At 35.2% G+C, this 16,788-nt stretch carries 14 protein-coding genes; 9 read left to right on the top strand and 5 right to left on the bottom strand.

Annotation, left to right across the window (positions count from 1 at the left end):
- Nucleotides 1–242: 242 nt before the first annotated feature.
- On the bottom strand, nucleotides 243–824 hold the full coding sequence (locus J2772_RS02120) for a hypothetical protein (RefSeq protein WP_209912865.1): 582 nt from the start codon (nucleotides 822–824) through the stop codon (nucleotides 243–245).
- A 511-nt stretch (nucleotides 825–1,335) separates the two neighbouring features.
- Between J2772_RS02120 and J2772_RS02125 the strand changes: the two genes are divergently transcribed.
- Together J2772_RS02125 and J2772_RS02130 are read left to right on the top strand one after the other, a co-directional pair.
- The gene (locus J2772_RS02125) at nucleotides 1,336–2,544 is read left to right on the top strand and encodes a PepSY-associated TM helix domain-containing protein (RefSeq protein ID WP_209912866.1); all 1,209 of its coding nucleotides are present in this window, start codon (nucleotides 1,336–1,338) and stop codon (nucleotides 2,542–2,544) included.
- A gap of 11 nt (nucleotides 2,545–2,555) precedes the next feature.
- Nucleotides 2,556–4,679: an outer membrane beta-barrel family protein gene (locus J2772_RS02130; RefSeq protein ID WP_209912867.1), complete on the top strand. Its 2,124-nt coding sequence runs from the start codon at nucleotides 2,556–2,558 to the stop codon at nucleotides 4,677–4,679.
- 110 nt (nucleotides 4,680–4,789) lie between these two features.
- Here the strand turns inward: J2772_RS02130 and J2772_RS02135 are convergent, their stop codons facing one another.
- Nucleotides 4,790–5,992 (bottom strand): hypothetical protein, encoded by a 1,203-nt coding sequence (locus J2772_RS02135; RefSeq protein WP_209912869.1) that lies wholly within the window; start codon nucleotides 5,990–5,992, stop codon nucleotides 4,790–4,792.
- A gap of 6 nt (nucleotides 5,993–5,998) precedes the next feature.
- Entirely contained in the window at nucleotides 5,999–8,359 is a 2,361-nt protein-coding gene (locus J2772_RS02140) for a TonB-dependent receptor domain-containing protein (protein ID WP_209912871.1), read from the bottom strand.
- Nucleotides 8,360–8,984: 625 nt separating this feature from the next.
- On the opposite strand from J2772_RS02140, the gene J2772_RS02145 reads away from it, so the two are divergent.
- From J2772_RS02145 to J2772_RS02160, 4 genes are all read left to right on the top strand, one after another.
- Entirely contained in the window at nucleotides 8,985–9,350 is a 366-nt protein-coding gene (locus J2772_RS02145; protein WP_089736114.1) for a BlaI/MecI/CopY family transcriptional regulator, read from the top strand.
- Nucleotides 9,351–9,355: 5 nt separating this feature from the next.
- Entirely contained in the window at nucleotides 9,356–11,218 is a 1,863-nt protein-coding gene (locus J2772_RS02150) for a M56 family metallopeptidase (protein ID WP_209912872.1), read from the top strand.
- Nucleotides 11,219–11,282: 64 nt separating this feature from the next.
- Nucleotides 11,283–12,173: a GLPGLI family protein gene (locus J2772_RS02155; protein WP_209912874.1), complete on the top strand. Its 891-nt coding sequence runs from the start codon at nucleotides 11,283–11,285 to the stop codon at nucleotides 12,171–12,173.
- Between the two features lie 101 nt (nucleotides 12,174–12,274).
- Nucleotides 12,275–12,841 (top strand): sugar O-acetyltransferase, encoded by a 567-nt coding sequence (locus tag J2772_RS02160; protein WP_209912876.1) that lies wholly within the window; start codon nucleotides 12,275–12,277, stop codon nucleotides 12,839–12,841.
- A gap of 53 nt (nucleotides 12,842–12,894) precedes the next feature.
- Here the strand turns inward: J2772_RS02160 and fsa are convergent, their stop codons facing one another.
- The gene (gene fsa / locus J2772_RS02165; protein WP_089736122.1) at nucleotides 12,895–13,548 is read right to left on the bottom strand and encodes a fructose-6-phosphate aldolase; all 654 of its coding nucleotides are present in this window, start codon (nucleotides 13,546–13,548) and stop codon (nucleotides 12,895–12,897) included.
- A gap of 352 nt (nucleotides 13,549–13,900) precedes the next feature.
- On the opposite strand from fsa, the gene J2772_RS02170 reads away from it, so the two are divergent.
- Nucleotides 13,901–14,389 (top strand): YdeI/OmpD-associated family protein, encoded by a 489-nt coding sequence (locus J2772_RS02170; protein ID WP_209912877.1) that lies wholly within the window; start codon nucleotides 13,901–13,903, stop codon nucleotides 14,387–14,389.
- Nucleotides 14,390–14,488: 99 nt separating this feature from the next.
- On the opposite strand, the gene J2772_RS02175 is transcribed toward J2772_RS02170, so the two are convergent.
- On the bottom strand, nucleotides 14,489–15,046 hold the full coding sequence (locus J2772_RS02175; RefSeq protein WP_209912879.1) for a tetratricopeptide repeat protein: 558 nt from the start codon (nucleotides 15,044–15,046) through the stop codon (nucleotides 14,489–14,491).
- 184 nt (nucleotides 15,047–15,230) lie between these two features.
- Here J2772_RS02175 and pepE point away from each other — a divergent pair, with 184 nt between their 5' ends.
- A complete protein-coding gene (pepE, locus tag J2772_RS02180) occupies nucleotides 15,231–15,923 on the top strand; it encodes a dipeptidase PepE (protein ID WP_209912881.1) in 693 nt (230 codons plus the stop codon).
- Nucleotides 15,923–16,786, top strand: a complete 864-nt coding sequence (locus J2772_RS02185) for a hypothetical protein (RefSeq protein ID WP_209912882.1) — start codon at nucleotides 15,923–15,925, stop codon at nucleotides 16,784–16,786. Before pepE ends, J2772_RS02185 begins: the two co-directional genes overlap by 1 nt.
- Nucleotides 16,787–16,788: the final 2 nt, after the last annotated feature.

A 16,788-nucleotide genomic window follows, 5' to 3' on the forward strand; every position in this document is an offset into this window, starting at 1 on the left:
CTACAGCTATTCTTTTATGGGTAGGACGCATAATCCTATTTTTGTACAGCTCTTATAGATCAAGGGTAGGACAGTTGATTCTATAGAGTTTATGCAAATTATCTCCGCCTTATTTCTACTTTTTCCCCAGGTTTTATGATTAGTACCACAAAACTGCTTTTTGGCGGGGATTTTTTGCTACAAAAAAAGAGAACTGTTTTGCAGTTCTCTTTTTTATATTGTTGTTAAAGTATACGTTTTTCTTATTGAGGCAGTTGAGCATAAGGTGTTAACTTATTGTCGTCGCTCATAGTGGTTCCTAGAAATTCTCTTTTTTGGTCTGCTTTCATTCTTCCTGCAGCGTCATTAGCATTGAAATAAGCCTCGGTAAGTTTTGTTGCAATATCAGCAGGTTTGAACTCGAATTTAGTATCACCTTCTACACCTAAATATCCGTTCTTTCTGGTAAGGTTAGAAATATAGTTGCTATAATTGATGAATGTATTTCTAAGATACTGAGTATGGTATTCCATACATTTTTTAGCTTTCTTGGAAGAATTGTTCATGATACAGTTTTTCATATTGTTTCTGTATAAAAACCATTCAGATTCTAAGATACCATATTCTTTTCCCAGTGCAGTTTTTCCGTTGATAATGATATTATTGTCGCCTTCTTTTGTAGCAATGGCCTGAAGATGTTGAATGACTAATGGAACTGTAGCTTCAATTTTAGATTTAGTATCCTTTAAGATGCTAAGATCAGCAGCCGGAGTTTTTTTCTTTTGTGCTGTAGTAACGTTAAAAATAAGCAGCAGTAGTACAATCAATAAATTATATCTTTTCATGAGAAATTTTTAAGGCACTAAAATAAATATAATTTCCCGGTTTTAACAAATTCATTTTAATTTTATTTAATAAAATTTAACAAATCTACAATGTAAAGTGTTCATCTTTGTATAAATGATGGTTTTAAGTGATTTATTCTGGTGTTTTTTTTGTAAAATTTCTTAATAATAAATAAAATCCATGTCTATGTCTGATGTTCATATTTAAATGGCCAGATTATAAGTACATGATCTTACTTTCAAAACTGATGGAATTTCCAAGCATTCAGTTGAAGATTTAGAAAGAATTTTGCATTATCAACGATAAAATATTAATCTTTTACAGATTTTAGATTTCCCATTTATTTTGAGAATCATGCCTTTTCTTTATCTTAAGTAAGATTAACTCTCATAAATCCTAATTAAAATCAGGTTTTTCAGATGAAATAAAGTTCTCTTGCTGTTTAGAATTGTTACAAATAAAGTTATATTTGCATTTCATTTATTTTTAATAAGACTAAATAACTATAAAATGCAAGAGACAGGTAAAAAGAAATCCAAAGGGATCTTCAAAAAATATATTCTGAAAGCTCATTTGTGGCTAGGCCTGCTTTCCGGTATTATTGTCTTAATAGTTTCTTTATCAGGTGCATTTTTTGTTTTTAATGAAGATATTACTGCTGCATTGCGTAAGGAAGACATCTTTCATGGGGAGAAAGATATTCAGCATAAGAAACCAATCCCTTTACATCAGTTAAAAGATCTGGTTAATGCCCAGCTGAAAAATGAAATTGTAAAAACAGATGAAGTTACTATTCCTGTAGATCCTGCCCGTTCCTACCAATTTGGATTGATTAAAGGTAACCCTGATGGATGGCATCATTTCAATAGTATTATTATCTATAAAAATGTATATGTAAACCAATATACCGGAAAGGTACTGGCCATATATGATGTAAAAAACAATCCTTTCTTTATCTGCATGGCTCTGCACCGTTCGTTACTGCTGAGCGATAAAGTGGGAGGCACTATTGTGGGAGTATCTACAATTATCTTTGTCATCATGCTGATTACCGGGATTATCCTGTGGTGGCCGAAGAATAAAAAGATGCGTAAACAGCGCTTGTCGTTTCAATGGGAGAAAGTAAAAGGCTGGCGACGTAAGAACTACGATGTACACAACATTCTTGGGTTTTATGCCTCTTTTCTTGCTATTATTGTTGCCATTACCGGTATTATGTATTCGTTTCGTATTACTCAAATGTGGGTGTATGTATTACTTAATGGCTTTTCCTCTTCTACACCGGATTTCAGTAAATATAAAACAACTGCTCCGGAATCGGTAGAAACTGTAACAACCATAGACAGAATTATAGAACAGGTAAAAATTCATTATCCGGAAGCTTATTCCTTTGGAGTTGATCTGGAAGACCATGCCGAAGCAGATCATAAACATGAGAATTTAAGCATTTGGATTAAAGAAAAAGAATTTACTTATGCTGAATCTTCGATGATGATTTTTGATGAACATTCAGGAAAACTACTGTTTAACCGTCCACACGAAAACAAACCTATGGCTGAAAGAGCTACAGATGCTACTTATGATTTGCATGTAGGAGCTTTCTTTGGAATGCCCGGAAAAATATTGGCATTTATCATGAGTTTATTCTGTGCCTCTTTGCCGGTAACCGGATTTATGATCTGGTGGGGCAGAAAAAATAAAAAGAAAACAACAACCTAAACCCATTATTCATGAAGAAACACTATATATGGCTACCTTTAATGGCGAGCCTGAATGCCTACGGGCAAACGGAAAGCCAAAACGATTCTTTACAGACCAAAAAAATCTCAGAAATTAGCGGCATTATAGTAAAAGGAAACAAAGCAGTTTTTCAGCAGAAAGCTGATAAAATGATTTTTAATGTTGAAAACAGTGTATTGTCTGATGGTACTACTGTATTGGAAGTATTGGGCAAAACACCTGGTGTGGTGGTCTCGCAGGATGGTGAGCTATCCTTACGCGGTAAGAAAGGAGTAAGTGTAATGATCAACGGTAAGCTGAGCTCTCTTTCATCTAAGGAATTAGCCAATCTGTTGCGTTCCACTAACTCTACTTTGGTGAAGAATATTGAAATTATTGCCAATCCTTCTTCCAAATACGATGCTGCCGGAAATGCAGGTATCATTAATATTGTCCTTAAAAAGAGTTCATTGGAAGGGCTTAGCGGGAATTATTATCTGAACGGCGGAAGAGGTCGTAAAAATAGAGTTAATACCGGATTGAGTCTGAATTACACCCATAAGAAACTGTCTCTACATGGGGATTACAGCTATACTTTCCGTGGTGAGGAAGAAAGAAAGGACTTCAGTCAGGTTTTCTTTTATGAAAAACAGCCTCAGCTGATGACCAGGAGAACAGATCAGAATTCAACAACCAATGAGCCTTTAACTTCCAATAATTTTAAAGTAGGAGTAGATTATGCTTTCAGTGATAAAACAACTATTGGTGCTTTATTTGACGCTAAAATAGGACGATATGAAGATTTTTCGAAAGGGGAAAACAGAATATTTCAGCCTGTAGATAATCTGTTTGCCCATGTACTTTCAGATAACAAAAGCAAAGAAAACTGGTATGATTATACTTATAATCTAAAAGGAACACATATTTTCAATGATAAGGATTATAAGGTAGATGTGGATCTGGAATATGAAACTTCGCGTTTTACTTCCCGCCAGCATCAGCTTTCGGATGTGTTAGTGAATCAAGGGACAGAGAAATTTAATAATAGGAGAGGGAGTATTGCTTCCCGCCTGAAAGTCTTCAATGCTAAAGTAGATTTCACACTTCCATTTAGCGAGAAACATAGTCTGGAAACAGGATTGAAGTCTACGATAAAGTCTAATAACAACCCTTCTGAGTATTTTATACAGCAGGGTGAAGAATGGATGAATGATGGTAAAGCAAGTAATGAATATGTATACAAAGAGCAGATTCATGCATTGTATGCCAATTATAAGCTAAATTTAACGAAATGGTCCTTTCAACTGGGATTGAGAACGGAAATGACCCATACGGATATCAACCAGAAAACTTCTCAGGAGCAGCGAAAAAGAAATTATACGAATCTGTTTCCGAGTGCATCCATCAAATACCAGGTGAACGATCAGCACGGATTCTATGCTTCATACAGTAAAAGGATCAACAGACCGAGCCACTTCGACCTGAATCCGTTCCGTTTTTATGATGATCCATTCAATTACTGGCAAGGAAATCCAAATCTGAACCCGGAGTTTACCCACGCTACAGAATTAGGATATACCTGGGGAAAATACATTATTGCATCAGCTTATTTTAGTGTAACCAATGATGTAATGACGGAAGTCTATAATTATCAGCCGGACACAGGGATTCTTGTGAAAACTCAGGATAATCTGAACAAATCTTATGTATATGGAGCCAATATAACGGCAACTACGAAGCTTTTTAACTGGTGGTCGCTTACATCAATGTTCAATATTTTCAATAATGAATATAAAGGGAATTATCAGAATTATTCGGTAAACAGTTCACAGCTGGCCTTTACACTCAATGCCCAAAACAGTTTCAATATTGCAAAAGGGGTGAAGGCAGAGATTAATGGACAGTATTTCTCAAAATCAAACATAGGTCTGTTTATCCGTGATGCCTACTTTGATCTTACATTGGGGGTTTCGAAAACAGTATTGAAGGATAAAGCAACTGTAAAATTAGCGGTAACGGATTTATTAAAAACAAATAATTACCGTGTAACAGGAGATAATTTCAGCTCTACTATCAGACAGAAATATAATCTGGATAGTCGTGTGGTTACACTATCATTTAATTACAAGCTTTAGAATAATCCTTGTCAACCTAACCAGAAACAAAAAACGGTTCTCAATCATTTTGAGAACCGTTTTTTATGAAGTAAAAATCCTATATTTTCTATGAAATTGACAGCCTCTGATTAATCATAGAACTTATCAAATCGGGCAAAACCTGAAATATTATCCGGAAGTTTCATTCCTTTAGTTATTTTATCAGTCTGCATATCGTAGATCCATACGTAGTTGCCCCCTTTACTGGCATTTACAGCAATATATAATTTTTTATTCTGAACAAATACGGCTTGTTCATAAGGTTCATCTCCAGGCAGTTCATCCAATACCCTAACCAATTGCTTGGTTTCGATATCTACAATAGCATAGCGGCCATTATAAGTGTTACCTAATGCCGGATCACGGTACAGAATCACCATCTTATTATTACCAATATAATCGATCATCGTTTCCAGGGTTTTACCTCCAACAAGATCTGTAAGATTGATCTGATAACCTGCATCAGGCGAAGTGGCTCCTTTAAGGGTTCTGAAAAGTTGAATTTTACTTGTTCCGGCTCCTACACGTGGGAAGCAGGCATAATAAAAGGCTGCATTATCTTTTCTGAAAGCAGTTTTAAAATAAGGAGAGCCGTTAGCCACACCGGAACTTCGGTTATCACTTACTGAGTGTTTTACTTTGAAGGTATTATAATCGATTACTGCAAAGTTGTAATATTCAGGAGTGATCCATTTTCCGTTACGGTAGCTATACTGTAAATAGATCTGTCCGTCCATATAGGTCATAGAGCCTAATGTATAGAAGTTATAAGCATTCGGGAAAGGTCCAAATCCTTCAATCTCACCCTGACGAATTATACTAAGATCTGCAGCATTAAAAACCGTATAACGGATATGCTGACCATCACCGGTTTCTCCAACCAACACTAAAGTATTATCATCCACCCATACATAGCTGGAAATATCGCTGATATAGGTATAAGGAACTTCTTTTGCAGTTGTAAGCCTGTCCTGTGTATATTTAAATTTTTTAAAGACTCCCTGATCTGTTTTGTAGTTATAAATAAAACCATTTTTTACAATGTAGGAGTAGGTTCCTTTAGAGTTAATTTCGTCACCTTCTTTGGTAATATCCATAGCACCTTGTGTAAGGTCATTGGTAGCCGTCATATAATGTACGGTATTAGGCCAACTGCCTAAAGCGGAAAGAAGGAAATATGTATAGTCTTTTTCACCGCTTCCGGAACTTCCGGCGTCTGGTTCACGCTCACAACCAATGATGGTTAAACATGTAAGTAATAAAAGTATACTGTTTCTGAAATATTGTGTCATGGTCTTTTACTTAAGTAGGTATCTGAATTTTATATAGAAAGCACGTCCCTGTTTCTGAAGTTTGAAGTTGTCATAGGCCAGGGCATCACTAAGGTTAGTTACATCGAACGCCAAGTTGTATCTTCCGTTCTTCATAGAATAACTTATACCAATGTTGTGAAGGGTTTGTCTTGGGATAATCGGAATATTTCTTGGGTTTCCGTAAGTCTTCCAGTTCTTGTAGAACCACTCAGTCATCTGTAGTCCGTAGTAAAGCTCTACACGGCTGTCTTTCTGAAACCAGTCGTCTTTACCGATGCTTATATTCACATTTCCAAATAACCAAGGCTGATTAGGAACATCTTTTTTGTAAGTTGCTGAAATAACATCTTCGCTGTTGTTGGCAAATTTTGTATTGTCATAAGCTTTGTTGTAACTTACATTCATCAACACATTCAGGAGTCTTTTATACTGATAATTTAGCTCTCCTTCCAATCCGCGGGTAAAGATATTGGATAGGTTTTCATATTTGAAAGTACTGTTGTACAAATTAGGAACAGTGAAAATAAAGTCCTTTGTGTCACGAATGTATCCGGCACCTTCTACACGGAAAGAATGTTGCCCCCAATGATGGCTGTAGTACAATCCTATGTTAATATTGTTACTGGTTTCAGGCTTCAGATTCATATTACTGGTTATAGCAACACCATCTCCGAAGATTTCCTGTGGTTCTACCAAACGGTAAGAACGTTCAAAAGATCCTTTAAGTCCCAGCTCATTCGTGATTTTTACAGTGGTGGCAAAACCGTAACCCCAGTTACTAAAATTATCTTTTACCGGATTATCAGTTCTGGTTACCTGATCGAAAACCATTTTTTGAAGACCTACCTTATAGTATTTAGCAAAGAAAATATTTGTCCAGTGTTTATTGAAAAATTCCTGTTGATAAGCCATAGATAAGATCTGCTTGGTCATCTTTGCCGGAACTACATTATCTTTCTCTTCCTCCAGTTTATTGAAAGTGGTATTCTTAAGATAATCCAAGACATAGTTGAAGATCAGTTTGTGATGGTCAATGATTCTGTAAGTTGCCCCTACCTGTGAATAAAGACGGTCTTCATGCTGCATGATTATACTTCTGCCACCTTTTTCACTAGTGGCGGAAGGCTCGAAAGTACCATCCCAGCTATACTTACGCATAAGGGTATCGGTGGCTTTCTGAACACTTTTAGAGAAACCTGTGTACACATTCAAATCCAAATGGTCATTGAAGAGGTTAGCCTTTTTATACTTCATAAAGTAATTATGAGCTTCTCCGCTTTGTTTTACTCCACCATACACTACGTCCTGGTTGGAACCTGTCTGTATCTGTTTGTCGAAAACTGATTGTGATGCCCCTATAAAGAAAGAATCTGCCCAGCTTTTGTTTTCTAACCCAAGTTCTGCCATACCAAAAACAGATTGGTAACGGTCATTAAATCGTTTTAAATTTCTGGACTCATATTCATTTTTGGCAGGGTTCCAGATTTTCATATCCTTCATCAGATAATTGTTATCCGAGTGGTTATAAAAACTGTTGATGCGCAGGATAATTCCTGTTTTGTCATCTTTAAACTGTCCATTCAGATTGATCCGCTGTGTATTAAAAGATCCTACACTTATACCGGCATCCAGATAGTTTTTGCTGCTTCCGGGAGTAATAATATTGACAGCTCCACCCATAGCATCGGTACTCAGATGAATGGGAACAACTCCTTTATAAATCTCTACACGATCCGCCATATTGACAGGCAATGTACTCAGATCTACACCTTTGCCAAGCATTTCCAAAGGAACACCATCTATAAAGAATTTTACAGCTTTACCGGACATTCCGTTAATAGAGAAGTTATAATCCGAACCTACACCCCCTTGCTGGCGAACTTTAATCCCTGTGGTTCTGTTCAGAACCTGATTAAGATCGGCTGTGGTATTGGCTAATTTTGCAACATCTATAGCATTAACAGTAAAAGCACCGTCCTGCAGTGCTTTTACTTTACCCTTGCCATGTATGATAACTTCTTTTACAACTGATTGATCTTCTTCTAATTGAATGCTTACCGGAGATCCTTCACTACCAAAGTTTATTTTCTTTTTGAACTTTTTATAGCCATCAAGACTGAAGACTAGGGTCGGATCTCCCTTTTTGTAGTGGATTCTGAAATTTCCATTTTGGTCGGTTTGTGTTTTAATTTTTGTATTTTCAACAAAAATGATTACTCCATTTAATCCCTGCTTTTTGTGATTCTGTACAACTCCCTGAACTGTTAAACCACTATCCTGTGCGCTAATGTGAGAGATTGAAAGAGTAAAAATGAGAAAAATAAAAATTCGCTGATATAATTTCATTATTTATAATTATTATAAATAGCAAAATTAAAGTATCCTTATGAATCCTCAAAGAAAACGATCTTTTTATTTTTAATTATTCTAATTAGTGTTATTATTTATTTGTAGATTGAAATTAACTGTAAGTTGTAATTGATTTAAAATCAATTGATAAGATGTGTAGTATGTATTTTTGTTTCTTTTCTATATGAAAAATATCATCTATTACAGATAGTCCTATTTTGTGTATGTTATCATTTTTAATAGGATTGTGGTGGAAACTTAATATTAAACTAAACTTTTTTGAATTTTAAGTTATTTATTCTCACAAATTTTCAATCCTTCTGTGATAAAACCACCATATGAAATTTTTAATCCAGCTAAGTCAGGACCATCCAGCCCTATTTCTTCGATCTTACTTATAGAAGGATTAGTATAGGAAATAGTTGATATTTTTATTTTATAAAAAAATAATATATTTGAGTAAAAATTATAATGTTGATTTACAATTGTTTAAATAGTAAATTTGGTTTATCACTAAAAAAATAGTTGTTAGATTCAATTTTATTTCTAGATTTGTATAACTAATTTCTTAGTGATATTAGAATTGCAATTTATAGATCACTTTAATGATAAATGAAAGGATATGAAAAACCAGACTTTAACAAAGGCAGAAGAACAGGTAATGCAGTATGTATGGAAACTGGAAAAAGGATTTCTTAAAGATATTCTTGATCTGTTTCCTGAACCGAAACCGCATACCAATACTGTTTCCACTATTTTAAAAGTATTAAAGGATAAGGAATTTGTAGACTACAATGTACACGGAAGACAGCATGAGTATTTCCCGTTGGTCACCAAAGAACAGTACTCGGGAAAGACCATGAAGAGCCTTGTGAAAAATTATTTCAAAGGGTCCTATAAAAGTGCCGTTTCATTTCTGGTAGAAAAGAATGAAATGACCGTGGAAGACCTTGAAATGTTATTGGATGAACTTAAAAACAAAGACTAAAAATCATGGAGACTATACTTCTATACTTTGGAAAAGTAATTGTATGTTCAGGTGTAATGTTTCTGTATTATCAGTTGTCTTTAAAAGACAAGACATTCCATCATTATAACAGATTCTACCTTCTGTTGGCAATTGTGATATCCCTGTTACTGCCGCTTATTAAAGTGGATGATTTTACGATAGAAGTCAATAGTGATGTGTATTTGCTGCTTGATAAGATTCAAAATTATAACACACAAAAAAACGTAAGCAATGGTAACCTTTATTTTAACATTATTTTTTCAGCTCTGGGAGTGGTTTCTCTCTACTTTTTAGGGACGTTTATCTACGGGATCTTCAAGATTCAGCAGTTTAAGGGACAGTTTCAGAAAGAAAGTTTTGACGGGATTAATTTTTACCGTACAGACCTTACCGAAGCCCCGTTTTCATATTTTAAAAACCTTTTCTGGAAGAATACCATTACATTGGATTCAGATATTGGGAAACAGATTCTAAAGCATGAGATGGTTCACATTGAACAGCATCATTCATTGGATAAGATTCTTATTGAAGTGGTTACAGCCGTTTTCTGGTTTAACCCGTTCTTTCATATCATTAAAAGAGAAATTAGTTTAATTCATGAATATCTGGCTGATAAGAAAGCCGTAAAGAATTCGGACACCAAAGCATTTGCGCAGATGCTTTTAGCAAGCCACTTTTCCGGAACCCAGTTGCCTGCTGCCAGTCCGTTTCTAAGTTCAAACCTTAAAAAAAGACTTAAAATGTTACAAAAACCAAAAACCAAATTCGGGTATGCGCGTAGAATCCTTGCGTTGCCGGTTTTATTCACTGTAGCTTTTGCTTACCTGGTAAACGCTAAGAACAGAGAAATTGAAGAAACTAACCTTTCTATTCAAAAAATAACTTCCGAAATCAAAAAAGATACGGTAAAAGAAAAAGAAGAAAAAAAGGAAAACAAAGGAACACCCCATTCTGAAGAATCTGAAAAACAATTGGCAGAACTTCAGAAAAAGATGGAGGAAAAACAGAAAGAGCTAGGTAAATTAGATCCTGAAAGTACTGCTTTTGACAAGAAAATGGAGGAGATAGATGAATTGGTTTCTGCCATGACTGAAATTACAGATGAATCTAGCAAACAAGTAGAAGCGTATTTTAATTCAGCTGAATGGAAAAAGCAAATGGCGGATCTTGAAAACATGGATCTTCTTGATAAAAAAGAACTTCGCAGGATAAAAAAAGAGGCCGAAAAAGCTGTAAGAGAGGCAGCAAGGATTGAAAGAGAACTGCCGGTTCCTCCTACACCGCCCAACGCACCGGAAGAACCCCAAACTCTAAAGGTAATTTATTTAAAAAATGGTACAGTACATTATAATGATCTGGGACCTAAAGAAAAAGAAGAGGTGCGTAAAGCAATGAGAGAAGCCAAGAAAGCAATGAAAGAAAGTGCAAAAGCGATGGAGGAGAGTCAAAAGGCTATGAGAGAAAGTGATAAAGCAAGGATAGAAAGCAGGAAAATAGAAATTGATGCGAAAAAGGTAAGAGCAGATGCAGAAAGAGCCGCCGCAGAAAGCATGAAGACCCTTAAGGAAATCAACTTTGCCAAAATAGGAAACTCCTCTAAAGTTATCGTAATGAATGCTGATTTCATTAAAAAGGATGGCAATGGAAACATCTCAATGAATGGTGTGAAAAAGTTCAATATAAGCGGTGCTGATGATATCATGTACAAATATTATATTGATGGTAGAGAGGTTTCTAAAGAAGACATTAACCGTTTAAATCCTGCAAATATTTCGAGAATTATGGTTAACAACCAGAAAACAGAAGAACTTAAGAAAGGAGAAATAAAAGTTGAGATAAAGAAATAAAGTTCCACTAAGAGCTTTGTTGGTTTTATATTAACAAAGCTTTTTACTAACATAGAATACAATTATGAAAAAAAATTATTTGATTTTATTAGTTTTTTTAAGTGTCTTGGTCAATGCACAGATCAACAGATTCTTTTATGACTATAAATATATTTCGGATTCTACCAATAAAGCGGACGTGAAAAGTGATATCATGCTCCTTGATATTGATAAAAGCGGATCCAAATATTACAGCCGCGAAAAGTATGTTTCCGACTCAACAATAAAAGCAGATATTGCCAAGCAGATGAAAGGAGGATTCGGAGGAAGCATTAATATCAAAAAAAATATGAAACCGGGAACGATTTTTACAACCGTCATAAAAAAGTACCCGGAGTATAGTATTTCTTTCTCTGAAAAAATAGGGAATACAATTTATAAAATAGCAGAGGATCAAAAACCTGAATGGAAAATTCTGCCTGAAAAGGAGAAAATTGGTGAATACAATACTCAAAAAGCAATTACCAATTATGGGGGCAGAAGCTGGATTGCCTGGTTTTCTACAGATATCCCATTCCAGGACGGACCTTATAAGTTCTATGGATTACCGGGACTTATCATTAAAATTGAGGATAAAACAGGTTCTCATATAATGACCTTAATTGGAAACAAAAAAACGGAAATCTCGTCAGAAGAAGATATTCAGATACCAGGTCTCACCATGATCGGTTTAGGAGGCAAAGAAATAGAGGTTAGCAAAAAGCAGTTTAAAAAAGCCTTTAAGGATTACCTTACTGATCCTACAAAAGATCTGAAGCAAACCATGGGCGCTCTTCCTGCAGATGCTATTATACAAATGAAAAACCAGGATGGGAAAAGTGTTGATGTGAATGAAATGTATAGGAATATTGAAAAAAAGGCAAAAGAAGAACGGCTAAAAAATAACAATAAAATAGAACCGGAACTGTATAAATAATAAGCAGTGTTCTGTTCGATAAAATACAGTATGATTATTAACCATGCTGTATTTTTTATATTATGTACCTTTAAGATTCGAATGAACTTAAGCTCAACAGTATGACAGAAAAAGAAAAATGTGCTGGCGGACTTTTATACAATGCCAATTATGATCAGGAGCTGATTCAGGAGCGTATAGCCTGTAAAGATCTATGTCAGGAATATAACGGATTGAAAAATTCCGATGTTGAAAAGAGAGTGGAAATAATCTGTAACATTCTTGGTTCGGTTAAGGGAAATATTTGTATTGAACCTATGTTCTGGTGTGATTACGGATATAATATTGAGGTGGGAGAGAATTTTTATGCCAATCATAACCTTGTTATTTTAGATTGTGCCAGGGTAACATTTGGAGATAATGTCTTTATTGGCCCCAATTGTAGCTTTTATACAGCCGGGCATCCGCTTGATGCAAAACAGAGAAATGCAGGGCTGGAATATGCTCATCCCATTACAGTAGGAGATAATGTCTGGTTGGGTGGGAATGTAGTGGTTTTACCAGGCGTTACCATTGGAAATAATGCAGTAATAGGAGCAGGTAGTGTGGTTACCAAAGATATTCCGGAGAATGTTGTTGCTGTTGGAAACCCTTGTAGGATTGTGAAAAATATTGAAGGAAACGAATAAAATAAATCCCGGAACGAATTCCGGGATTTTTATATTTGAGATAACAGTAGTAATTAAGATAATTTCTGAGAATCAGCAATAAACTGAGCCAATCCGCTGTCTGTTAATGGGTGCTTTAATAAGCTCAAGATTGGAGGAAGTGGAGAGGTAATAACATCTGCTCCAATTTTAGCACAGTCGATAATGTGCATTGAGTGACGGATAGAAGCGGCTAAGATTTCAGTTTCGAACATATAGTTATCGAAAATTAATCTGATCTCTTGGATTAGGTTTAATCCGTCTGTAGAAATATCATCTAATCTTCCAAGGAACGGAGAAACATAAGTAGCTCCTGCTTTAGCTGCTAAAAGAGCTTGTCCTGCAGAGAAGATCAATGTACAGTTAGTTCTGATTCCTTTGTCAGAAAAATATTTTAAAGCTTTGATACCATCCTTAATCATTGGGATTTTAACCACAATATTTGGGTGGATTGCAGCCAATTCGTCTCCTTCCTTAATCATTTCTTCATAAGTTGTAGAAAGTACTTCAGCAGAAATGTCTCCGTCTACAAGTTCGCAGATCGTTTTATAATGGTTATTGATTGCTTCAGTTCCCTGAATACCTTCTTTAGCCATTAATGAAGGGTTGGTAGTTACACCATCTAAGATTCCAAGATCTTTAGCTTCCTTGATTTGCTCTAAATTAGCTGTGTCAATAAAAAATTTCATTTTGTTAAATAGATTTATTAATGCAAAGATAAGTCATTTAATTGAGTTCTGGGATATGATTTTTTCAGGTATGGAGTTCGGGGAGGAGTGTGGTAAGGGTTTAGAGTAATAGGGATAGTTGAGATGTATAAGAGTTTATAGCAAATAAGAATGAGGATGTAAGGTTGACAGGCAAAAGGGTAGAATGACGGATTAAAACAATGAAAAAACAACTCCAAACAGAATTACTAAGTATGTCCTATATTCTCCTGAAGGGGTGGATTTTTGCAAAGCAAAAAGACGGGGTAGTTTAAAAAGAAATTACGGATAATATAAAATCTATTATTTAATTTTGTTCTTCATCTCAATTGTTATGAAAAACACCACCTTTACAGCCACTCTAGAAATCATAGGAATCAATCCTTTCGTTTTTATTCCCGAAGCTATTCTGGAAGAAATTTTTGAAGCCTCAGGAAGAAATAAGAGCCCGATTCCAGTGAAAGGAACCGTGAATGGAAAAGATTTTCAGCAAAACCTGATGAAATATCTGGGCGAGTGGAGGCTGTATGTGAATTTAATAATGCTGAAAAATTCACCCAAAAGAATTGGAGAAACCATTGAAGTGATGTTGGAATATGATAACTCGGACAGAAGTATTTCTATTCATCCTCAGCTGGAACAAGCCATACAAGCCAGTATATTGGCTACAAGTAACTTTGAAAAACTGATTCCTTCAAGGCGCCATGAATTAATCCGTTACATCAACAATCTGAAAACGGAAGCCAGTATCCAGCGTAATATTGAGAAAATTATAAGACATCTGCATGGAGAAACAGATTTCTTTGGAAAGAAGATAGGGTAAGAAAGTACAAAATTCAAGTTGGTAGAGCTATAATTCAATCATTATAAAGAGACCATAAAAACAAACTCCGGAAATTTCTTCCGGAGTTTGTTTCTTTAGTTATGAATTTAAAGCTTTGCTCAATTTTATAGCATCCTGATTGTTAGGGTCGTACTGCAGAGATTTTGCAATATGTTCTTTTGCTTTATTCGGATCAGTTTGTTGTTCTGAGAAGGCAATATAGAAGTAAGCATAGGCCAGATTCTTCTTATTCTGTTCTACTTCTTCCGGTTTTACAGCAGCAACGTACTTTTCATAGGCAATCTTTGCATTGGCATCATCTTTAGCCGACTGATAAGCATAAGCTTGGCTATAATAAGATGGTGCCCAATCCGGTAGTAAAACGGATATTTTTTTCCAGGTTTCAACTGCATTTGTCCAGTCTGATGCTTCCTGATAAGCATTAGCCAATTGGGCTAAGGCTTCCGTATCTTTTGGGTTGGCTTCAATTTGTTTTTTAAGGCCTTCAATAGTAGGGTTTTGTTGAGTAGCAGCAGTTTGAGTTGCTGTACTGTTCGCACTGTCCACTTGAGTGGTTTGTGCACTTACAAAACTTGCGCTTCCTACTAGAATTAAACCTGCAAATAGGTTTTTGATGTTAACTTTCGGCATTTTCATAATCTTATATTTTATAATTCGAATTTTTAAAATTCAATAATAATTCCATAAAAGCTCAAATTTTAGAGGCTTTAAGGTTTTTTAGAAAATATTAACGGGAATCCTATTTTTTTTAGATTAATTTTTGATTCGTTGAGGTTTGAACTTATCTTTGTAAGTCTATTTTTATAATCAAAATAATCCTATGAATATCATATTAGCTTCTACTTCTACGCTTTTCGGCGGAGAATATCTTGAATATTTAAGAGAAGAATTAATCCAATTATATGCAGGAATTGACGAAATTGTTTTTGTTCCTTTTGCAAGACCGGGAGGTATTTCCCATGATGATTATACGGTAAAAGCCCGTTCATTTTTTGAAACCATCAACATCAAAGTAAAAGGGCTTCATGAATTTGAAGATAAAATAGAAGCTCTAAATAAGGCAAAAGGATTTTTTACCGGTGGTGGAAATACATTTTTATTGGTGAAAACATTACATGAAGAAGGTTTAATGTCTGCTTTAAAAGAAAATGTAACCAATGGAAAACCATACTTAGGATGCAGTGCAGGAAGCAATATCGGAGGACAGAATATGAAAACAACGAATGATATGCCGATTGTTTATCCGCCAAGTTTCGACTGTATGGGATTGGTTCCGTTCAATCTTAACCCGCATTATCTTGATCCGAACCCGGATTTAAAACATAATGGCGAAACAAGAGAAACTCGTATTTTGGAATTCCTTACTCAAAATGATCTTAAAGTTGTGGGCCTTAGAGAAGGAAACTGGATCAGAAGAATCAATAATACCATTACTGTAGAAGGAAGTGAACTGACCCGAATTTTTGAAAAAGGAAAAGATCCTTACGAAATAGAAGCTGGAAGTTCTTTATAATGAAACAGCAGGACATCAATAGCTTTATAGAACGCAATCTTAAGAATTTTTCAGTGAACAGTACCGGTTGGAATGATCTGATCGGAAAAATGCTCTCTGAATTGGTTGCTGCAGGCTGGAATATGGAACATGATGTTTTTGGAAAAGAGAAATTCGGAGGACTGCGATGCTATATTTATTCTGAAGATGAAGAATTGAATGCCAGGCTGAGAAAGATCACTAATAAATATGCCCGACTGTCTGGAAAGGTCTGTGAGATTTGTGGTAATGAGGGGAAATTAAGAATCATTAATTCGTGGGAAACCACCTTATGCATTCATCATTTTATTGATCAGAAGCCCATCATGGAAATTGATGAAAATGAGAATATTGTTTATAAACAGAAACCTATTCTGAACTTGAAAGATATTGTAAAAGCGGAAGTAGAATTTGATTTGGAAAAATTGAAACTCTACACTAAAGAGCAGATCAATACTGATGAATATTTCTCTTTTTCCAGGCAGGAACCGAATTATTATCTGCTTTTAAAGACTGTTCCTCCACATTTGTTTTCTGAAGATATGCAGAGCAGAATTTCGGATTTGTTCCAGAATCTGAAAGATTGTGAGGTGTGTGGACATAAAGCACTATATCATAAATCCTGTTTACGTTGCCATAATGAACCTTGGGGTGCCAGTAAATATCACGAGGAAGATTATGGGGAAAAGCTCGAATATATAAAAGAATGTCAAATGGATATGTTCATAGACGAGGATGGCTATGAGGATTATTTTAATTATGATCGTTCATTTGAGAAAATTTCTGGCCATGAGATTCTTTTCTCTCCCGATGATCTTGAGGAATATAAAAAGCTTTTATTTTAACT

This window comes from Chryseobacterium jejuense (genome assembly GCF_017877355.1).
In the GTDB taxonomy this organism is placed as follows: domain Bacteria; phylum Bacteroidota; class Bacteroidia; order Flavobacteriales; family Weeksellaceae; genus Chryseobacterium; species Chryseobacterium jejuense_A.

Bases quoted from the DNA above. Each gene is read 5' to 3' on its own strand.
- J2772_RS02170 (WP_209912877.1), top strand. From the start codon at position 13,901: ATGAAAAACACCACCTTTACAGCCACTCTAGAAATCATAGGAATCAAT.
- J2772_RS02135 (WP_209912869.1), bottom strand. From the start codon at position 5,992: ATGACACAATATTTCAGAAACAGTATACTTTTATTACTTACATGTTTA.
- pepE (WP_209912881.1), top strand. From the start codon at position 15,231: ATGAATATCATATTAGCTTCTACTTCTACGCTTTTCGGCGGAGAATAT.
- J2772_RS02140 (WP_209912871.1), bottom strand. From the start codon at position 8,359: ATGAAATTATATCAGCGAATTTTTATTTTTCTCATTTTTACTCTTTCA.
- J2772_RS02150 (WP_209912872.1), top strand. From the start codon at position 9,356: ATGGAGACTATACTTCTATACTTTGGAAAAGTAATTGTATGTTCAGGT.
- J2772_RS02145 (WP_089736114.1), top strand. From the start codon at position 8,985: ATGAAAAACCAGACTTTAACAAAGGCAGAAGAACAGGTAATGCAGTAT.
- J2772_RS02185 (WP_209912882.1), top strand. From the start codon at position 15,923: ATGAAACAGCAGGACATCAATAGCTTTATAGAACGCAATCTTAAGAAT.
- J2772_RS02155 (WP_209912874.1), top strand. From the start codon at position 11,283: ATGAAAAAAAATTATTTGATTTTATTAGTTTTTTTAAGTGTCTTGGTC.
- J2772_RS02120 (WP_209912865.1), bottom strand. From the start codon at position 824: ATGAAAAGATATAATTTATTGATTGTACTACTGCTGCTTATTTTTAAC.
- J2772_RS02160 (WP_209912876.1), top strand. From the start codon at position 12,275: ATGACAGAAAAAGAAAAATGTGCTGGCGGACTTTTATACAATGCCAAT.
- J2772_RS02125 (WP_209912866.1), top strand. From the start codon at position 1,336: ATGCAAGAGACAGGTAAAAAGAAATCCAAAGGGATCTTCAAAAAATAT.
- J2772_RS02175 (WP_209912879.1), bottom strand. From the start codon at position 15,046: ATGAAAATGCCGAAAGTTAACATCAAAAACCTATTTGCAGGTTTAATT.
- J2772_RS02130 (WP_209912867.1), top strand. From the start codon at position 2,556: ATGAAGAAACACTATATATGGCTACCTTTAATGGCGAGCCTGAATGCC.
- fsa (WP_089736122.1), bottom strand. From the start codon at position 13,548: ATGAAATTTTTTATTGACACAGCTAATTTAGAGCAAATCAAGGAAGCT.